The 16,986-nt window shown below is 68.4% G+C and carries 17 protein-coding genes and 1 pseudogene; 5 read left to right on the forward strand and 13 right to left on the reverse strand.

The features are described 5' to 3' along the window. The first annotated feature begins 2 nt into the window (after positions 1-2). Positions 3-929 (forward strand): ornithine carbamoyltransferase, encoded by a 927-nt coding sequence (argF, locus tag ACOMG5_RS10065; protein WP_420343667.1) that lies wholly within the window; start codon positions 3-5, stop codon positions 927-929. Positions 930-991: 62 nt separating this feature from the next. On the opposite strand, the gene ACOMG5_RS10070 is transcribed toward argF, so the two are convergent. Next, entirely contained in the window at positions 992-1,339 is a 348-nt protein-coding gene (locus tag ACOMG5_RS10070) for a DMT family protein (protein WP_420343668.1), read from the reverse strand. 231 nt (positions 1,340-1,570) lie between these two features. Here ACOMG5_RS10070 and ACOMG5_RS10075 point away from each other — a divergent pair, with 231 nt between their 5' ends. Beyond that, a complete protein-coding gene (locus tag ACOMG5_RS10075; protein ID WP_420343669.1) occupies positions 1,571-3,724 on the forward strand; it encodes a YjbH domain-containing protein in 2,154 nt (717 codons plus the stop codon). Then, entirely contained in the window at positions 3,724-4,407 is a 684-nt protein-coding gene (locus ACOMG5_RS10080) for a YjbF family lipoprotein (RefSeq protein WP_420343670.1), read from the forward strand. The genes ACOMG5_RS10075 and ACOMG5_RS10080 overlap by 1 nt, the downstream gene beginning before the upstream one ends. 169 nt (positions 4,408-4,576) lie before the next feature. Here ACOMG5_RS10080 and ACOMG5_RS10085 read toward each other — a convergent pair whose 3' ends face one another. Then, on the reverse strand, positions 4,577-4,840 hold the full coding sequence (locus ACOMG5_RS10085; RefSeq protein WP_420343671.1) for a hypothetical protein: 264 nt from the start codon (positions 4,838-4,840) through the stop codon (positions 4,577-4,579). A 385-nt stretch (positions 4,841-5,225) separates the two neighbouring features. Here ACOMG5_RS10085 and ACOMG5_RS10090 point away from each other — a divergent pair, with 385 nt between their 5' ends. Next, positions 5,226-5,444, forward strand: coding sequence for a hypothetical protein (locus ACOMG5_RS10090; protein WP_420343672.1), 219 nt, complete (start codon positions 5,226-5,228; stop codon positions 5,442-5,444). On the opposite strand, the gene ACOMG5_RS10095 is transcribed toward ACOMG5_RS10090, so the two are convergent. The 8 genes from ACOMG5_RS10095 to thyX form a co-directional block, all read right to left on the reverse strand. Continuing rightward, positions 5,441-6,385, reverse strand: a complete 945-nt coding sequence (locus ACOMG5_RS10095; RefSeq protein ID WP_420343673.1) for an AEC family transporter — start codon at positions 6,383-6,385, stop codon at positions 5,441-5,443. The genes ACOMG5_RS10090 and ACOMG5_RS10095 overlap by 4 nt on opposite strands. Continuing rightward, positions 6,382-7,182 (reverse strand): MBL fold metallo-hydrolase, encoded by an 801-nt coding sequence (locus ACOMG5_RS10100; protein ID WP_420343674.1) that lies wholly within the window; start codon positions 7,180-7,182, stop codon positions 6,382-6,384. Before ACOMG5_RS10100 ends, ACOMG5_RS10095 begins: the two co-directional genes overlap by 4 nt. Beyond that, positions 7,179-7,976, reverse strand: a complete 798-nt coding sequence (locus tag ACOMG5_RS10105) for a TatD family hydrolase (protein WP_420343675.1) — start codon at positions 7,974-7,976, stop codon at positions 7,179-7,181. Before ACOMG5_RS10105 ends, ACOMG5_RS10100 begins: the two co-directional genes overlap by 4 nt. A gap of 25 nt (positions 7,977-8,001) precedes the next feature. After that, positions 8,002-9,096 (reverse strand): DNA polymerase III subunit delta', encoded by a 1,095-nt coding sequence (locus tag ACOMG5_RS10110; protein ID WP_420343676.1) that lies wholly within the window; start codon positions 9,094-9,096, stop codon positions 8,002-8,004. Further along, the gene (tmk, locus tag ACOMG5_RS10115; protein ID WP_420343677.1) at positions 9,093-9,710 is read right to left on the reverse strand and encodes a dTMP kinase; all 618 of its coding nucleotides are present in this window, start codon (positions 9,708-9,710) and stop codon (positions 9,093-9,095) included. Before tmk ends, ACOMG5_RS10110 begins: the two co-directional genes overlap by 4 nt. After that, positions 9,710-10,885 carry a D-alanyl-D-alanine carboxypeptidase family protein gene (locus ACOMG5_RS10120; protein WP_420343678.1) on the reverse strand — a complete coding sequence of 392 codons (1,176 nt, stop codon included), beginning with the start codon at positions 10,883-10,885 and terminating at the stop codon, positions 9,710-9,712. Before ACOMG5_RS10120 ends, tmk begins: the two co-directional genes overlap by 1 nt. An 8-nt stretch (positions 10,886-10,893) precedes the next feature. Further along, complete coding sequence (locus ACOMG5_RS10125) at positions 10,894-11,649, reverse strand: SPOR domain-containing protein (protein ID WP_420343679.1); 756 nt, start codon at positions 11,647-11,649, stop codon at positions 10,894-10,896. Positions 11,650-11,812: 163 nt separating this feature from the next. Continuing rightward, positions 11,813-12,727, reverse strand: a complete 915-nt coding sequence (thyX, locus tag ACOMG5_RS10130; RefSeq protein ID WP_420343680.1) for an FAD-dependent thymidylate synthase — start codon at positions 12,725-12,727, stop codon at positions 11,813-11,815. Positions 12,728-12,981: 254 nt separating this feature from the next. On the opposite strand from thyX, the gene ACOMG5_RS10135 reads away from it, so the two are divergent. Then, positions 12,982-13,410 (forward strand): VOC family protein, encoded by a 429-nt coding sequence (locus ACOMG5_RS10135; protein WP_420343681.1) that lies wholly within the window; start codon positions 12,982-12,984, stop codon positions 13,408-13,410. A 456-nt stretch (positions 13,411-13,866) separates the two neighbouring features. Here ACOMG5_RS10135 and pth read toward each other — a convergent pair whose 3' ends face one another. From pth to tpa, 3 genes and pseudogenes are all read right to left on the reverse strand, one after another. Next, a complete protein-coding gene (gene pth, locus ACOMG5_RS10140) occupies positions 13,867-14,580 on the reverse strand; it encodes an aminoacyl-tRNA hydrolase (protein ID WP_420343682.1) in 714 nt (237 codons plus the stop codon). A gap of 223 nt (positions 14,581-14,803) precedes the next feature. Continuing rightward, a complete protein-coding gene (locus ACOMG5_RS10145) occupies positions 14,804-16,255 on the reverse strand; it encodes a PLP-dependent aminotransferase family protein (protein WP_420343683.1) in 1,452 nt (483 codons plus the stop codon). 103 nt (positions 16,256-16,358) lie between these two features. After that, positions 16,359-16,986: pseudogene (gene tpa, locus ACOMG5_RS10150) on the reverse strand (hypotaurine--pyruvate aminotransferase Tpa); the annotation flags it as partial.

Raw genomic sequence — 16,986 nt, forward strand, 5'->3', positions numbered from 1 at the left:
TGATGACGAGCTTTCTGGATATTGCGGCAACCACGCCCGAGGACCTGCGGCGGATGATCGACGGCGCGCGGGCGATGAAGGACGCGCGCATGGGCCGGCCGAAGGGCGCGGCGGATGACGAGCAGCCGCTGGCGGGGATGATGGTGGCGCTGATCTTCGAGAAGCCCTCGACCCGGACCCGGGTGAGCTTCGACGTGGGTGTGCGGCAGATGGGCGGGCAGACGATGGTGCTCTCCGGCAAGGAGATGCAGCTCGGCCATGGCGAGACCATTGCCGATACCGCCCGCGTGCTGAGCCGCTATGTGGACCTGATCATGATCCGCACGTTTGAGGAGGCGACGCTGCTGGAGATGGCGGAGCATGCTTCGGTGCCGGTGATCAACGGGCTCACGAACCGCACCCACCCGTGCCAGATCATGGCCGACATCATGACCTATGAGGAGCATCGCGGCCCGATCCGTGGGCGCAAGGTGGTGTGGTCGGGCGATGGCAACAATGTCTGCGCCTCGTTCCTGCAGGCGGCGGGGCAGTTCGGGTTCGATCTGACCTTCACCGGGCCGCAGCCGCTGGACCCGGAGCGCGAATGGATCGACTTTGCCCGCGCCAAGGGGGTGAATGTGGAGATCGAGCGCGATCCGGCGAAGGCGGTGGCGGGGGCGGATCTGGTCGTCACCGATACCTGGGTTTCGATGCATGATCCGGAATCCGCGAAGGAGCGGCGGCACAACCAGCTGCGGCCCTATCAGGTGAACGAGGAGCTGATGGCGAAGGCCAAAGCCGACGCGCTGTTCATGCATTGCCTGCCCGCGCATCGCAACGACGAGGCGACGAGCGCGGTGATGGATGGCCCGCATTCGGTGATTTTCGACGAGGCCGAAAACCGGCTGCATGCGCAAAAGGCGATCATGCGCTGGTGCCTGGGCAAGTGAGGAAGCGCCTTCGGGCGCTTCATTCATTTTCTGAGCTTTGGCTTTCAGTGATTTGATATTTATTATTTTCCAGTGAAGATGACCCCGGCGCCGGTGGCGATCAGGACGAAGCCGAGGGCGGTGCGCCAGGTGAGCGCTTCGCCCAGCCAGAAGGCCGAGAACCCGACGAAGACGGTGAGCGAGATCACCTCCTGGATGGTTTTGAGCTGCGCCGCGCTGAGCGTGCCATAGCCGATCCGGTTCGCGGGCACCTGCAGCAGGTATTCGAAGAAGGCGATGCCCCAGCTGACCAGGATCACCACGATCAGCGGCGCGGAGCGGAACTTCAGGTGGCCATACCAGGCCATGGTCATGAACAGGTTCGAGGCGGTCAGCAGCAGAATGGTAAGGACGGGGGCTGGGAGGGTCATGGGCAGGCCTGTATGGTTGGGCCTCCCAGATCTAGTCCGGACGGATGCGCAGCGCCAGTCAGACGCATTTGTGCGCCGGCAGATCGCCGCGCGGCGGCGATTTGGTTTTCGCCATGGATTCGGGCTGTTACTCTGGATCCTCAGATGCGCGGTTTTGCGCACCGAGGCGGCTTTCCCTCTCGCCCCCTCCGGGAAAGCCGCTATAAGTTGGGCAAAGACGTGGAGGGAACAGTGACGGCTTCGCTCAAGCTCAAGCGCCGCAAGCGCAGGGCCCGGATTTCCGGGGCATTCGGGGCCTTTTCGGCGGCGGTGATGGCGGTCCCGGCGGGGCACGCGGAAACCCTGATCGGGCAGGGGCGCAACACCTATGGCATGCCCGGCCTGATCGACATGCCGACGGCCGAAGTCAGCCGCGATGGCGATTTCGGCGTGGCCATGACCCGGATCGGGCCCGGCACGCAGCGCAACAACCTGACCTTCCAGATTGCGCCGCGGGTGACGGGCGCGTTCCGCTATTCGCGGGTGCCGGAGCTGATGCCCTCGCGCGAGAACCCCGGCGAATACGGGCCGCTCTATGACCGCTCGTTCGATATTCACTGGCAGATGGTGGGCGAGAGCGCCTGGGTGCCGGCGATTGCGGTGGGCCTGCGCGATTTCATCGGCACAGGGATCTATTCGGGCGAATACATCGTGGCGACCAAGAGCTTCGGCAAGCTGCGGGCGACTGCGGGCCTTGGCTGGGGGCGGCTCGGCTCTTCGGGCAGCATCGGCGCCACCGGGGAGCGGCCGGCCTATGACTATGGCTCGAACGGCGGCACGTTCAACGACAACAGCTGGTTCCGCGGCGATGTGGCGCCCTTTGCCGGGGTTTCCTATCAATACAGCGACGCGCTGGTGCTGAAGGCGGAATATTCGTCGGACGGCTATGACCAGGAGGTCCTGCGCGATCATTACGAGCTCAAGAGCCACCTGAACTTCGGCGCGAGCTACAAGTTCAGCGAGAATTTCGCGCTGGAGGCCTATTACCTGAACGGCAGCACCGTGGGCTTCCAGTTCGCGCTGACCGTGAACCCGAAGGATCCGCCGTTCCCCTCGGGGGTGGAGAAGGCGCCGCTGCCGGTGCGGCCGCGGCCGAGCCCGTCGCAGGATCCGGAGGGCTGGTCCGGGGCCTGGGCGTCGGACCCGGAAGTGCAGCCCGCGATCCAGAAGGTGCTGGCGGATGCGCTGCACAAGGACGGGCAGGTGCTCGAATCGATGTCGCTGAGCGCGACGCGGGCGGAGCTGCGGGTGCGCAACCAGACCTATGGCTCGCAGGCGCAGGCGACGGGGCATGTGGTGCGGATGGCGACGCGGGCGCTGCCGCCTTCGGTGGAGACCATCGTGGTGACGCCGGTGCGCAACGGCATCCCGCTCTCGTCGATGACCTTCCGCCGCGCCGATGTGGAGCGGATGGAGAACACCAATTCCTATGACATGATCGACCGCGTCGCGATCGCGCCGGCCGAACCCGATCCGCGGCTGGTGCGCACGCCGGGGTTCTATCCGCGCTATCAATGGGCGCTGACGCCCTATACGGCGGTGTCGCTGTTCGACCCGGACGAGCCGTTCATGATCGACGTGGGCGCCCAGTTCGCGGCGCGCTACGAGCTGACGCCGGGGCTCATCCTCTCGGGCGTGGTGCAGCAGAAGATCGCGGGCAACCGCGACCAGAGCGACCGGTCCTCGAATTCGCAGGTGCCGCATGTGCGCTCGGACCTGACCGAATACAACCAGAACGGCGATCTGACCATTCAGCGGCTGCAGGGCGCCTGGTACGCGCATCCGATGGACGACATCTATACGCGGGTCACGGCCGGTCTGCTCGAGCGGATGTATGGCGGGGTGTCGGGCGAGGTGCTGTGGAAGCCGGTGGACAGCCGCTGGGGCTTCGGGGTCGAGGCGGCCTGGGTGCAGCAGCGCGAGTTCGAGCAGCGCTTCGCCTTCCGCGACTATCAGACGGTGACCGGCCACGCCTCGATCTATTATGACATGGGGCTGGGCTATACTGCCGAAGTCGCCATGGGACGCTACCTGGCCAAGGACTGGGGCACGACGATCACCATCGACCGCGTGTTCGAGAACGGCTGGAAGGTCGGCGCTTTCGCCACGGTCACCGACATGTCGGCGAAGGATTACGGCGAGGGCTCGTTCGACAAGGGCATCACCCTCGAGATCCCGATCGCCTGGGCGACGGGCAAGCCCTCGATCAGCAATGTGTCCGCGATCGTGCGGCCGCTGCAACGCGATGGCGGCGCGCGGCTGGATATCGACGGGCGGCTTTATGACACCGTCCGGAGCGCCCATGCCGGCGATCTCTATGACGGCTGGGGGAGGTTCTGGAGATGATGTCCCTGCGCAGGACGGGGCTGTGGCTGGCTGCGGCGGCCCTGATGGGGTGCGGATCTCAGAACGAGGAGCTCGCGACGTCGAACCTGATGAAGGAAACCGCCTCGGCGGTGGCCGAGATGGCGATGTTCTGGAAGCCGAAGCCGGTGCCGGGCACGGTGGATGGCGAGGCGATGGCGAAGAGCGCGCTGGAGCTGAACAAGGGGCCGCTGATCCTGGCGAGCTTCGAGACCGGCTATACCGATATTTTCGGCATGGTCGGCGAGAACGGCACCATGCGGACCTACAATTCGCCGGGCCAGCGCGCGATCATCCTGCGCGACGGGCTGCTCGCGGGGACGCGGGGCTTCGGCTATGACGTGATGTCGACCGAGGTGGGCGAGGTCGGGCGGCTCATTCACGGGCGCAAGGCGGGGACGGCGCAGAAGGTGGCGCGGTATCTCGACGGGCTCGGGCTGGAGCGGCCGCTGCCGCTGAGCTGCACGGTGACGCCGGGGCCGATGACCAGCTATCCGTTCATCGGCAAGACCTGGTCCGGGCAGCAGGTGGTGGAGCGCTGCGAAGGCCATGGCGTGAGCTATGCCAACAGCTATGTGGTCTCGGCGCAGGGCGCGATTCTCGCGTCGCGGCAGTATCTGATGCCGCAGGTGGGCTATCTGACGATCCAGACCGTCCGGCCCTGAGCGGGCCGCAGGCTTATGATTGGGGGCGGGCTTCGGCCCGCCTTTTTTCATGCCGCTGCGGGGCGTGGGGGATAAGAGGGGGCATGAAAAAGGTCTGCCGCCCGAAGGGGCGGCAGACCGGAAATATCATGGCCGGGTGGCGATGGGGCCGGATCGGCCCCAGACCCGATCAGTTGGTCGACGAGGACGAGGAGTCCGACGACGAGTCCGAAGCGGCGACGGCCAGAGCGACCAGCAGCAGCGCCGGGATCACGATCGCCGGGGTCGACGACGAGGCCGACTTCACGACAACCGGCTCGGCTTCCACGACCGGAGCGGTGTAGCCACCAGCGAAAGCGGTCGAAGCCGACAGGCCGAGGGCCAGGGCGATAGTAGCGAGTTTCTTCATGATGATCTCCGTCATTTGCTTAGACAGCCGCCATGCCAGCAGCATCAGGGAGAGGGTTGCACAGAGAGCGGTAAAATCAAAGAGAGAATTTGGCCCTGCGGCCTTGGGGCGCGGCTGACTGTTGCAGAATAGCACGATTGGCCCGGGAAAATGCCGCATTACCGGCACGGATCCGCCAAAGTTCTGTTTTCAGGCGATTTACCGGCGCGCGCTGCGCTAACCGCTTGCTGGGATTGCTCTGTCAGGATCGGCGCCGTCACCGGATCGAAGGGCCTGGGCCCGGGGGGAGTCGCGATGTTCCTGAACACGATTGCACGCGCCGCCGCGGGGGCGCTGGTTTTCCTGATGTCGCTCGTGGCGGCATGGGGGCTCGGGCGGCGCGACGGGGACCGGGCGGCCAGCGCCCGGATCAGCGAGGAGGACCGACGCAATGCACGCAAGATCGAGGTTCGGGCGGATGCTGCCCGCGCTGCTCCTGCCGCTCCTGTGGAGCGGCTGCGCGAGGCCGGACGGCTCCGCGACTGAGCATACCATCTGCCGCGAGCTGCGCGCGGATCTGCCGAGCTGGTCGCGCCGGGATACGGCGCAGACGCTGGCCTCCGGCGCGCGGTTCATCGCCGTGTTCGAGGCGGTGTGCCCGGCGCCCTAGGGCAGGATCGCGATCCAGGCCCAGATCGTGAGCAGCGAGACGGCCGTGGCGATCAGGACAGAGGAGGCGGCCACGCGCTTGGCCGCGCCGTACATATCGGCGAAGAGATAGGCATTCACCCCGGGCGCCATCGAGGCGGTGAGCACGGCCGAGCGCAGCCCGGCGCTGTCGAGCCCTGCGCCCCAGCGGCCGAGGACATAGGCCGTGCCCGGATGCACGATCAGCGAGCAGATCACGACCATGGCGATGGCGCGGCCGTCGCCCTCGGGCTTGTACTTGTGCAGGACGCCGCCGAGGCCGAAGAGCGCCGCCGGCACACCCGCGCCGCCGATCATCTTCATCGCGGCCCAGATCGGCTCCGGCAGGTCGTGGCCGGTGAGGGAGATGCCGGCATTGAGCACGAAGCCGCACAGGATGCCGATGACCATGGGCGTATGGAACACGCCCTTGATCGCGTTCAGCGCGACCGCACCGATGCCGCCGCCGCGGTTGCGCGCGATTTCCATCATCAGGATGCCCACGGTGAACAGCAGCGGCGAGTGGATCGCGATGATGGCGATATTGCCATCGAGCGAGCCCGGGCCATAGGCGCGCTCCATGATCGGGATGCCGAGGAGGAGCGAGTTCGAGAACAGGCAGCAAAAGCCGATCGCTGCGGCATCGGCGGGCGAGCGCTTCAGCCAGAGCCGCGCCAGCACCATCCCGATCGCATAGGACAGGAAGGCACCGGTATAGAAGGCCAGCAGCGGCCCCGGATGAAAGCTCGCGAGCACGTCGATCCGGGCCATCTGCATGCACAGCAGCACCGGAATCGCGAAGGCCTGGGCGAATTTCATCAGCCCGGCAATGGCGCCTTCGTTGAACAGCCCCCGCCATGCCGCCAGATAGCCGAACCCCATCACGAGGAAGACCGGCAGCAGGACGTTGAAGAGCGTGTTCATGGGGCCGGGAATTCCAGGGTCAGGCCATCGTAGGCGGGGCGGATATGATCGGGGGTTTCGGCATCGACGGCGTCGTAGTCGAGGTCGATGTGCATGTTGGTGAGGATCGCCGAGGCGGGCTCTGCCCGCGCGATCCATTCCAGCGCGAGGGCCAGATGCGCATGGGTCGGGTGCGGGGTGCGGCGCAGCGCGTCCAGCACCCAGCAATCCAGCCCCTGCAGATGCGCCCAGACCGGCTCGGGGATCTCGTTCACATCGGGCAGATAGGCCAGCCCGCCGATGCGGAAGCCGAGCGCGTCGATATTGCCATGCACCACGCGGAACGGGGTGAAGCCGATGGTGCCGCCCGCGCCGGTGATCTCGAACGGGCCATGGATGCCGCGCAGGTCGCAGATCGGGTGGTAGTTGCTGTCGGGGGGCTGCACGAAGGCATAGCCGAAGCGGGAGATCAGCGATTCCTGGGTATCGGCATCGGCCCAGACCGGCAGGCGGCGGCGCGTATTGAAGGTGATCTGGCGCAGGTCGTCGAGGCCGTGGGTATGGTCGGCGTGGCTGTGGGTATAGACCACGGCATCGAGCTCGCCCACGCCTGCGCGCAGCAGCTGCTCGCGCATGTCGGGGGTGGTGTCGATCAGCACCCGGGTGGTGCCGCTGCGGGTGATGCGCTCGACCAGCATCGAGCAGCGCAGCCGCCGGTTCTTCGGGTTCGCGGGGTCGCAATCGCCCCACATGTTGCCGATGCGCGGCACGCCGCCCGAGGAGCCGCAGCCGAGGATGGTGAAACGCAGCCGGCTCATGGCTTGGCCTTCCAGAACAGGCGGTCGAAATTCGCGCGGGTATGGGCGGCGAAATCGGCGTAGTCGAGGCCATAGACCTGGGCGCCGATGCGGGCGGTCAAGGCGGTATAGGCGGGCTCGTTGCGCCGGCCGCGATGGGGCGGCGGGGCGAGGTAGGGGCTGTCGGTCTCCACCAGGATCCGGTCCAGGGGGGCGGCGGCGAAGATGTCGCGCAGCTCCTGCGATTTTGGGAAGGTGGCGATGCCCGACATCGACAGATAGAAGCCGAGATCGAGCGCCGCACGCGCGAGCGCCGCGCCCGAGGAGAAGCAGTGCATGACGCAGCCGTAGGGCTTCGCCTTCATGCCTTCGGTGAGGATCCGGGCGGTGTCTTCATCCGCGCCGCGGGTATGGATGATGAGCGGCAGGCCGGTTTCCTGCGCGGCCTCGATATGGAGGCGCAGCGAGACCTGCTGGATCTCCTTGCTTTCGGCCGTGTAGTGGTAGTCGAGGCCGGTTTCGCCGATGCCCACGAATTTCGGATGCGCGGCGAGCGCCACCAGATCTTCGGTGCGGATCAGCGGCTCTTCATGCGCGCTCATCGGATGGGTGCCGGCGGCGTAATAGACGCCCTCGAACCGCTCCGCGATGGCGCGCACCGAGGGCTCCGCGCGCAGGCGGGTGCAGATGGTGACCATCCGCGTGACCCCGGCCGCGCGGGCGCGCGCGATCACATCGGGGAGTTCATCGGCAAAATCGGGGAAGTCGAGGTGGCAGTGGCTGTCAACGATTTCCGGCGGGGTGGTTTCGGCCACGGGGCACTTCCTTTCCGCGCGGCCCTCACGCGGCGGCCGCGGTCATCTCAAGCACCATATCCATGACCAGAGCGGCAGGGTCAAGGTTGACTGCCCGCCCATGGCGCGCGCGGGCGCCCAGTGTCTGCGCGAGTGTCGCCCATTTCAGCGCAGCCGCGCCATCGGGGGCGAGGCGGGCCATCACTTCGGCTTCGCCCGGGGCGGCCTCGGGCACCGGCGGGCCCTGCAGCCCGGCGCGGGCGAGCCGGGCGAGGAACAGATCCAGGAGCCCGAGGGTGAGATCGAGCCGGGTTTCGTTCTGCTTGCCCGCGAGCCTCTCGGCCAGGGCCACGGCCTGCGCGCGGTCGAGCCGGGGCAGGGTCGCGAACAGCGCCACCAGCCGGGCATAGGCCTCCATGCCCTCGAGGTTCACCAGCCGCACCGCTTCGCCCACGGAGCCGCCCGCAAGCGCGGTGAGCCCGGCCGCGTCTTCGTCTTCCAGCATCACGCCCGCCGCCTCCAGCGCCTGCGCCATGTCGGCCGGGCCGAGGGTTGCCAGCCGCAATTCGCGGCAGCGCGAGCGGATCGTCGGCAAAAGCCGCGCGGGCTGATGCGTGACGAGGAGGAAGGTCACCCGCTCAGGCGGCTCCTCGAGGAGCTTCAGCAGCGCATTGGCGGCCTGGGTGTTCATCTCGTCGGCCGCATCCACGATCACCACGCGCCGCCCGCCTTCGGCCGCGCTCAGGTGCAGGAAGCTTTTCGCGCGGCGCACCTCATCGACGCGGATATCCTGCGACAGGCCGGTCTCGGTGGCATTGGCGCCGCGTTTCAGCACGAAAACGCCGGGCTCGGCCCCGGCGCGGATCCGGTGCGCGAGCGCGCTGTCGGGATCGGTATCGAGGCTTTCGGGGGCGAACATTCCGCCCGGATCCGAGAGCAGGAACCGCGCGATCCGCCAGGCCAGCGTCGCCTTGCCCACCCCGCGCGGGCCGGTGAGCATCCAGCCGTGGTGCAGCCGCCCGGTGTTGAACGCATCGCGGAAATCCGCCTCGGCCCGCGCCTGGCCGCGCAGCCGCTCGGTCTCGCGCGGGTGCGGCGCGCCCTCGACGCGGGTGGGGTCGGGCAGGTCCTCGGCGCTCATGCCCGCGCGTCCAGCGCGCGCGCGCTGAGCGCGAGGATTTCGGCGGCGATCTCGGCGCTCGGGCGCATGCCGTCGATGATGCGGAACCGCTTCGGGAATTCGGCCGCGAGCGCGAGGAAGCCTGCGCGCATCTCCTGCTGCAGCGAGAGGCCGAAATCCTCGAACCGCTCCTCGGCGCCCTTGCGCCCGCGCGCGCGGGCAAGGCCGGTCTCGGCGTCGATGTCGATCAGGAAGGTGAGGTCCGGCTCGCGCCCGATCATCAGCCGGTGCAGCGCATCGACCTCGGCCCGGAGCCCGCCGCGCAGGCCCTGATACATCCGGGTCGAATCGGCGAAGCGGTCGCAGACCACGATGCGGCCCGCGCTGAGCGCCGGGGCGATGGTGCGCTCCAGATGGTCGCGCCGGGCGGCGGTGAACAGCAGCAGCTCCGTCTGCGCCGACCAGCGCTCGGGCTCGCCTTGCAGCACCAGCGCGCGGATCTCCTCGGCGCCCGGGCTGCCGCCCGGTTCGCGGGTCAGGATGGCATCGCGCCCCTCCGCGCGCAGCGCATCGGCCAGCTGCCGCGCCTGCGTGGATTTGCCCGATCCGTCGATGCCCTCGAAGGTGATGAACATCAGCTGCCGGCGGCGTCCGTGGCCGATTTCGCGGCGCGCGAGAACAGCTGCGCGGCCGCGGTGCGCATCCGAACCAGGAAGCCGCCCTCAGTCACGTCATGCTCGGCCACGAGCGGCACGGTGGTGGGCTCGTCGATGCCCGGGATATGGATCACCAGCTGGCCAAGCGCATCGCCCGCCTTGAAGGGGGCGCGCGCGGGGCCGTCGAACACGGCCTCGGCCCTGATCCCCTCGATCGCGCCCGCGGGCAGGAGGAGCTGCACATCCTCCGAGGGCACCAGCCCCACGGTGGAGGACGAGCCCATCCAGACCGGCGCTTCGGCGAGGCGCGTGCCCTTGCCGGCCACGGTCTTCAGCACGAACTGGCGGAAGGCCCAGTTCGCGATCGCCTCCGATTCCTGCGCGCGTTCGGTATCGCTGCCGAGCCCGGTGATCACGAAGACGATGCGCCGCTCGCCCATCACCGCCGAGCCCACCAGCCCGAAGCCCGATTCCTCGGTATGGCCGGTCTTCAGCCCGTCCGCCTGCCAGTCCGCGGCCTTGATCTTCAGCAGCGGGTTGCGGTTATGCGCATTGGCGGGGGCGCGATCCTTGTAGTTGTACTGGGTCTCGGCAAAGAGCGGGTAATATTCGGGGAATTCGGTGATCAGCCGGGTGGCGATCAGCCCGAGGTCGTGCATCGACATGCGCTGGCTCGGATCGGGCCAGCCGGAGGCATTGGCAAAGCTCGAATCGTTCATGCCGAGGGCGCGGGCGCGTTCGGTCATCTGGACGGCGAAATTCTCCTCCGAGCCCGCCAGCCCCTCGGCCACCACCACGCAGGCATCGTTGCCCGAATTGATCGCGATGCCCTGCATCAGCTCGCGCACGGTGGGCCGGTCCATCTCGTTGAGGAACATGGTCGAGCCGCCCATCTTGCGCGCCCGGGTGGAGACGGCGAAGGTCGTGTCCATCGTCACCCGGCCGTCGCGCAGCGCCTCGAACAGCATGTTCAGCGTCATCAGCTTCGACATCGAGGCGGGCGGCAGCGCCACATCCGCCTCCTTTTCCATCAGCACGGTGTGGGTCGTCATGTCATAGACCCAGGCGGCGCGGGCGCGGGTCTCGAAGGCCGCCGCGGGCAGGGCCGTGGAGAGCGCGAGGGCGGCGATGAGGGCGGTACGGGAAAGGCGCATCGGGGATCCTATTTCTTCACGGCATAGGCGTCGGCATAGCCGAGGGCCTTGGCCTCTTTGAGCAGGGTGTCGCGGTCGCCGGGGCCGGCAAGCACGCTCCAGAAGGCCTTGCCCTGGCTCTTCTCGCTGCGGACGGTGGCGGGCTGGCCGCCTTTGCGCAGGCGCGCGGCGGCGCGCTCCGCATTCGCCTCGACGCTGAAGATGCCGATCTGGACATAGCTCGTGCCGGTGGCATTGGGCTTGGCCACGGAAGGCTTGGCAGAAGGCTGGGCGGCGGGCTGGGGCGCCGGTTTCGCGGGGCTGGCGGCCGGAGCCGCGGCGGCGGCGGCCTGCGGCGCGGGCGCCTCGGCGCGGCGCAGCGCCACGACCGAGAGCTTCGCCGGCGCGCCGGGCAGCATGCCGAGCTCGGCTGCGGCCTCGGAGGAGACCTGCAGCTTCGGGCCCGGATTGTCGCGCTCGCGCCGGAACAGCGCGCCCACCACGGATTTGCCGGTGTCGAGGTTGCGGATCATCACCCGTTCGGGGGTTTTGACGCCGGGATAGGCGAGCCAGATGCCGCCGAGCGAGGGGCGCCCGTCCCACAGGCCCGCTTCGGTGGTGGAGAAGACCTTTGGCGCCTCGGCCTCCTGGCCCTCCGTGGCGCCCTCTGCGACTGCATCAGCCGGGGCCGGGCCTTCGCCCCCCGGCATCTTCATCCCGCAGCCCGCCGCGGCCAGAGCCGCTGCCAGCACCAGACCATGACGCGTGATCCCGCCGATGCCCATATCGCCCCTCATCTTGCGCGGTCTGCGCGCGCCTTCTGCCCCGCCGCGCGGGTTTGCCCCGCCTGTTTCGCGCAAACATTAGCCGCTACGGCGCGCCAAGAAAAGCGCATGTCCGCCGTCTGGGCGGCTTTCACCGCCCCCCGGTTTCAGAATTCCGTGAGGCTCAGCCCCACAGGGCGGTGAATTCGCGCCATTCGCCCTTGGACATGCCCGAGCTCTCCTGAGAGACATCCTCGCCCGCGAGGCGCCGCTTCAGCACCGCGACCGCGCGCCCCGAGAGCGTGACCCCGCCGAGGCGATAATCCTCGAAGGCGGCATAGGCCAGCGGCACCCAGTCCTTCACGATCGCGCACATGGTCTCGGCATAGGCGCGGATCTCGTATTGCGCATGGGCATCGGCGCGCAGGCGCAGGAAGTGGAACAGGTTGTGCAGGTCGATCTTCCAGTACCATTGCGTATAGACATTGGCGGGCAGGTTCATCCGCGCCAGCTCCCGCGCGAGGCCGATCTTGCCGCTGGCCTCGTCGGGGGTGAGCATGTCCTCGTAATGGTCGTAGGAGCGCATCGCATCCTCGCGCAAAAGGTCGAGCACGCGCGCGGCCTCCGCGCCCTGCAGCACCTCGCCCCGGCCCTGATTGTTGATCTTGGACTGCGCCGCCAGATGCTCCGGCGCCGGGATGTAGAATTCGCGGTCCAGGATCGAATAGCGCGCGGAATATTCGTTCACATTGGCGGTGCGGTGGCGGATCCACTGCCGCGCGACGAAGACCGGCAGCTTGACGTGGAATTTGACTTCGCACATTTCGAAAGGCGTCGAATGCCAGTGCCGCATCAGGTAGCGGATCAGGCCCTTGTCGTCGCTCACCGCCTTGGTGCCGCGGCCATAGCTCACGCGGGCGGCCTGGGTGATGGCGGCATCGTCGCCCATATAGTCGATCACCCGCACGAGGCCATGGTCCAGCACCGGATGCGCCGAATAGAGATGCGCTTCCATCCCCGGCGCGGTCGCGCGCAGCGTCGGCTCCGATTGGGCGCGTTGGGCGGCGATCTCGGCTTCCTGATCGGGGGTGAGGGTCATCTGGGTCCTCCGGATTGGCCGCTCGGGCACTGACTGCTGGGCTTCGCCCCTTGGTGGAGGTGGTAGCCTCGCGAGGGGCCGCTGACAACCGCTTCGTTGGGCGGGGCGCGAACAGAATCGCGCGGCGGATCTGTGCGGGCCGCGTGCGCCGCTTCGTCAGGCGGCAAAAACAGCGCTGCGGGGCCGCGTGGGGCTGGACGGGCGGCGGATGCGCCCTAAACTGGCAGGAGATCTGAAGTGGGAGATGAAGATCCATGAAAATCAAATACCTGCATACGATGGTCCGGGTGCTGGACCTGGAGAAGAGCATGGCGTTTTATGCGCTGCTGGGGCTGAAGGAGACCCGGCGGATCGAGAACGAGCAGGGCCGTTTCACGCTGGTGTTCATGGCGCCGGAGGGGCAGGCGGAATGCCCGGTCGAGCTGACCTGGAACTGGGACGGAGATACCGGCCTGCCCTCCGACAGCCGCCATTTCGGCCATCTGGCCTATGAGGTGGAGGATATCTACGCAATGTGCCAGCACCTGATGGACAATGGTGTGACTATCAATCGGCCTCCGCGCGACGGGCGCATGGCCTTCGTGCGCTCGCCCGACAATGTCTCGGTCGAGCTGTTGCAGGCCGGTGCGGCGCTGGCGCCGGCGGAGCCTTGGGTCTCCATGGGGAATACGGGCCACTGGTAGGTTTGGCCCGCGTGCGGGGAGGCATTTTGCCGCCCGCGTGACGCTGGTGGATGGAGCTGGAGCTGACACTTGGCTCTCACCACGGCTTGCGCGGTGCGTGCGGGGCGGGCGTCAGCCCGGATCGGTCGGCGCATCGTGCCTGTGTTCGGGTGGCGGGAAGGCGGCCGGGCGCAGGCCGGGCTCTTTATCGCAGGCGTTTCTGGGGCAGTTGCCCCCCCGGCGCAGCCTTCGCGGCCGGGCAGGCACAGCGCTGCCTTTCCCCGGGGCGGCGATGACATGGCCGGATTTGCAAGGCAGCGGCCGGGATCCCGGCTGGGTCATGCGGTTGGCCCGGTCGCGACTGTTTGGGCCGATGATCGCGCTCCCGCTGCCCAGTGGCAGGCGCGTGGATGCGGCGCCCATTGCGGGGCATGTCGTCGCCACGGGCCATGATCGGGCGGGCGGTACCGGCAGGCGTCAGCGGCGGAAGCGGTCGGCGAGTTTTTCGATCGGGGTGCGGGTGTCTTCGGGCGTGGCGGCGGGCGCTGGTTCGGGGCTCTTGCCGGGGGCGGCGGCCGGCCCCGCGGAGGGCACCTCTGGGCGCGTGCCCGCGGAGGAGCGCGGCGGCGCGATGCGCAGCGAGACGATGTTCAGGAACTTCTGATGCTCGCCTGCGGCCAGCGCGGAGGCGCCCTCCGAGAGCCCGCGCATGAGGTCGTCGAGCCAGTCCTGATCGGCCTTGAAGAAATCTGACAGCACATAGGCCGCCACGCGGTCTTTGTGCCCCGGATGGCCGATGCCGAGGCGCACCCGGGCATAGGCCTCGCCCATATGCTGGTGAATGGAGCGCAGGCCATTATGCCCGGCATGGCCGCCGCCGGTTTTGACCCGCATCTTGCCAGGGGCAAGATCGAGCTCGTCGTGAAAGACTATGATGTCTTCGACAGGGATCTTGTAGAAATCCGCGGCCGCCCGCACCGCCTGGCCTGAAAGGTTCATGAAGGTGTCGGGCTTCAGCAGGATCACCCTGTCGGAGCCGAACCGGCCCTCGGAGACCTGGCCCTGAAACCGCGCCTTCCAGGGGCCGAAGCCGTGATCGGCCGCGATCCGGTCCAGCGCCATGAAGCCGATGTTGTGCCGGTTCGCGGCGTATTTCGCGCCCGGATTGCCGAGGCCCACCCAGAGTTGCATCGCTGTCTCCTTTGCGCCGGTTCTAGTGCGCGGGGGCGGGCCGCGCAATGACGGGGTGGCCGGTGTGGCAGAGGGGGCTGCGCGGCAGGGCATCGCCTTTGCGGTGCGGGCGTGCACTGGCTGGTGGCGCGATACCGCTGCCTGCGCCCGGCCCAGCGTTGGCCTGTCAGGGACGGATGCCGGGGGCCTATCGTGCACAGGGCTGGCGGAAAAGCGGGATGCGTCAGGCGCGCAGGGCGGCGGCGATGCGGGCGATGCCTTCGGGGATGCGTTCGGCGGGAATCGAGGAATAGGCCAGGCGGTAGAAGCCCGCGCCGTCCTCGGGGCGGGCGAAGAAGGGGGCGCCCGGCTCGATCAGCACGTCGTGCAGGCGCAGCTCCTGGGCGAGCGGCGCGGAGGCGCGGCCCGCAGGCATGGCCATCCAGAAGCTCGATCCGCCGCCCTGGCCCGCGGGGGTGAGGCCAAGGGCGGCAATGGCCGCCTCCATCGCGGCGCGGCGTTCGGCATAGGCTGCGCGCATGCGGTTCATCTGCGCATCGTAATGGCCAAGAGAGAGGTAATGCGCGAGCGTGCGCTGCAGCATCCCGGGCGGGTGGCGCAGCACCAGCGTGCGCAGCGCGCGGGCCTCGCGGATCACGCGGGGGTCGGCCACCATGTAGCCGAGCCGCAACCCCGGGAATACCGATTTGGAGAAGGAGCCGACATGGATCACGGCGCCATCCGCATCGCGCGCCTTCAGCGCCGGGGAGGCCGCACCCGCGAAGGACATTTCGAATTCGTAGTCGTCCTCGACGATGGCGAAGCCTTCGGCGGCAGCGCGGGCGAGCAGGGCGCGGCGGCGCGGCTCCGGCATGGCGGTATTGGTGGGGCTGTGGTGGCTTGCGGTGGTGAAGACGGCGGTGAGCCCGCGTGGAAGCGTGCCGGGGGCAAGGCCTTCGGCATCGACGGGCTGGGGCAAAAGCAGCGCCCCGGTGGCGGCGAGGATCGGGCGCAGGCCGGGGTAGCAGGGATCCTCCACCGCGACGCGGCGGCCGGGCCCGAGCAGGACCTGGGCCGCGAGCCAGAGCCCGTTCTGTGCGCCGAGGGTGAGCAGGATTTCATCGCTGCGGGCGCGGATGCCGCGGCGGGGCAGGATATGGCGGGCGATATAATCGACGAGCTCGGGATCGTCCTCGCTGTAAAGATCGCCGGTGAGGGGGATGAATTCGCGCCGGCCGAGCGCGCGCACGGCGCAGTCGCGCCAGGCGGCATGGTCGACGAGGGCGGGGTCGGCCTGACCATAGACGAAGGGGAAGCGGAAGCGGCGCCAGTCCGGCACGCGGTCGGTGCGCTCGGTTTGGGAGAAGCGGGCGCCGAGGAGGCGGGGCCAGTCGAAGCCGCCCGGGGGGGCGGGGGTGGGCGTGGGCAGGGGCAGGGGGGCGATGCCGTCCGAGATGAAATGCCCGGCGCGGTCGCGGCTGACGAGGTAATCGGTGGCGACGAGTTCGGCGAAGGCCTGGGCCACGGTAACGCGGGCGACGCCCAGATGCTGGGCGAGGCGGCGCGAGGAGGGCAGCTTTTCGCCCGCGCGGAAGCGGCCTTCGAGCACGCCTGCGATGATCTGGCGGCGGAGCTGCGCCTGGAGCGGCGTGTCGGAGCTGCGGTCGAGGAAGAAGGCTTCGGCGGGAATCGTCATGCGCCGATCTGGCCCGAGCCATGCTGCCCCGGCAACCAAAATGCGAACGCCCGCCGGGGCCGGGCGTTCAGACCTGTGCGCACGCGCCGGAGGCGCGCGCCGTTCAGCCGAAGACGCGGGTGAGCGCGCCGTCGACCGCCGCCGTGATACGGTCGATGTCGTCGGTGCCGGCGATCAGCGCGGGGCTGAAGGTCAGGGTGTTGTTGTGGCCGGGGATCGAGCGGTTGGTCATGCCGATGATCACGCCCTGGGCCATGCAATCGGCCACCACGGCCGCGACCTTCTTCTCATCCGCGGGTTCGCGGGTGGCGCGGTCGGCCACCAGTTCGGCGCCGCAGAACAGGCCCTTGCCGCGGATGTCGCCGATGGCGGCGTGGCGGTCCATCAGGGAGGCGAGGTTGTCCATCATCCGGCTGCCCATGGCGAGGGTGTTCTCCAGGAGCTGCTCATCCTCGATGATGCGCATGTTCTCCATCGCCGCCGCCGGGCCCGCGGTGCAGCCGCCGAAGGTGGAGATGTCGCGGAAGTGCGACATGGTATCTTCGGGTGCATCCTTGAACATGTCGAACACGCGCTCGGTGGTCACGGTGCAGGAGATGGCGGCATAGCCGGAGGCCACGCCCTTCGCCATGGTCACGAAATCGGGCTCGATGCCATAGTTCTGATAGCCGAACCAGGTGCCGGTCCGGCCGAGCCCGCAGACGACCTCGTCGATATGCAGCAGGATTTCG

This window comes from Paenirhodobacter sp., from assembly GCF_041916475.1.
In the GTDB taxonomy this organism is placed as follows: Bacteria; Pseudomonadota; Alphaproteobacteria; order Rhodobacterales; family Rhodobacteraceae; genus Rhodobacter.

What these genes read in the sequence shown, in the direction of transcription:
- argF (WP_420343667.1), top strand. Translation starts at nt 3, where the DNA reads ATGACGAGCTTTCTGGATATTGCGGCAACCACGCCCGAGGACCTGCGG.
- ACOMG5_RS10070 (WP_420343668.1), bottom strand. Translation starts at nt 1,339, where the DNA reads ATGACCCTCCCAGCCCCCGTCCTTACCATTCTGCTGCTGACCGCCTCG.
- ACOMG5_RS10080 (WP_420343670.1), top strand. Translation starts at nt 3,724, where the DNA reads ATGTCCCTGCGCAGGACGGGGCTGTGGCTGGCTGCGGCGGCCCTGATG.
- ACOMG5_RS10085 (WP_420343671.1), bottom strand. Translation starts at nt 4,840, where the DNA reads ATGCTGCTGGCATGGCGGCTGTCTAAGCAAATGACGGAGATCATCATG.
- ACOMG5_RS10090 (WP_420343672.1), top strand. Translation starts at nt 5,226, where the DNA reads ATGCACGCAAGATCGAGGTTCGGGCGGATGCTGCCCGCGCTGCTCCTG.
- ACOMG5_RS10095 (WP_420343673.1), bottom strand. Translation starts at nt 6,385, where the DNA reads ATGAACACGCTCTTCAACGTCCTGCTGCCGGTCTTCCTCGTGATGGGG.
- ACOMG5_RS10100 (WP_420343674.1), bottom strand. Translation starts at nt 7,182, where the DNA reads ATGAGCCGGCTGCGTTTCACCATCCTCGGCTGCGGCTCCTCGGGCGGC.
- ACOMG5_RS10110 (WP_420343676.1), bottom strand. Translation starts at nt 9,096, where the DNA reads ATGAGCGCCGAGGACCTGCCCGACCCCACCCGCGTCGAGGGCGCGCCG.
- tmk (WP_420343677.1), bottom strand. Translation starts at nt 9,710, where the DNA reads ATGTTCATCACCTTCGAGGGCATCGACGGATCGGGCAAATCCACGCAG.
- ACOMG5_RS10120 (WP_420343678.1), bottom strand. Translation starts at nt 10,885, where the DNA reads ATGCGCCTTTCCCGTACCGCCCTCATCGCCGCCCTCGCGCTCTCCACG.
- ACOMG5_RS10125 (WP_420343679.1), bottom strand. Translation starts at nt 11,649, where the DNA reads ATGGGCATCGGCGGGATCACGCGTCATGGTCTGGTGCTGGCAGCGGCT.
- thyX (WP_420343680.1), bottom strand. Translation starts at nt 12,727, where the DNA reads ATGACCCTCACCCCCGATCAGGAAGCCGAGATCGCCGCCCAACGCGCC.
- ACOMG5_RS10135 (WP_420343681.1), top strand. Translation starts at nt 12,982, where the DNA reads ATGAAAATCAAATACCTGCATACGATGGTCCGGGTGCTGGACCTGGAG.
- pth (WP_420343682.1), bottom strand. Translation starts at nt 14,580, where the DNA reads ATGCAACTCTGGGTGGGCCTCGGCAATCCGGGCGCGAAATACGCCGCG.
- ACOMG5_RS10145 (WP_420343683.1), bottom strand. Translation starts at nt 16,255, where the DNA reads ATGACGATTCCCGCCGAAGCCTTCTTCCTCGACCGCAGCTCCGACACG.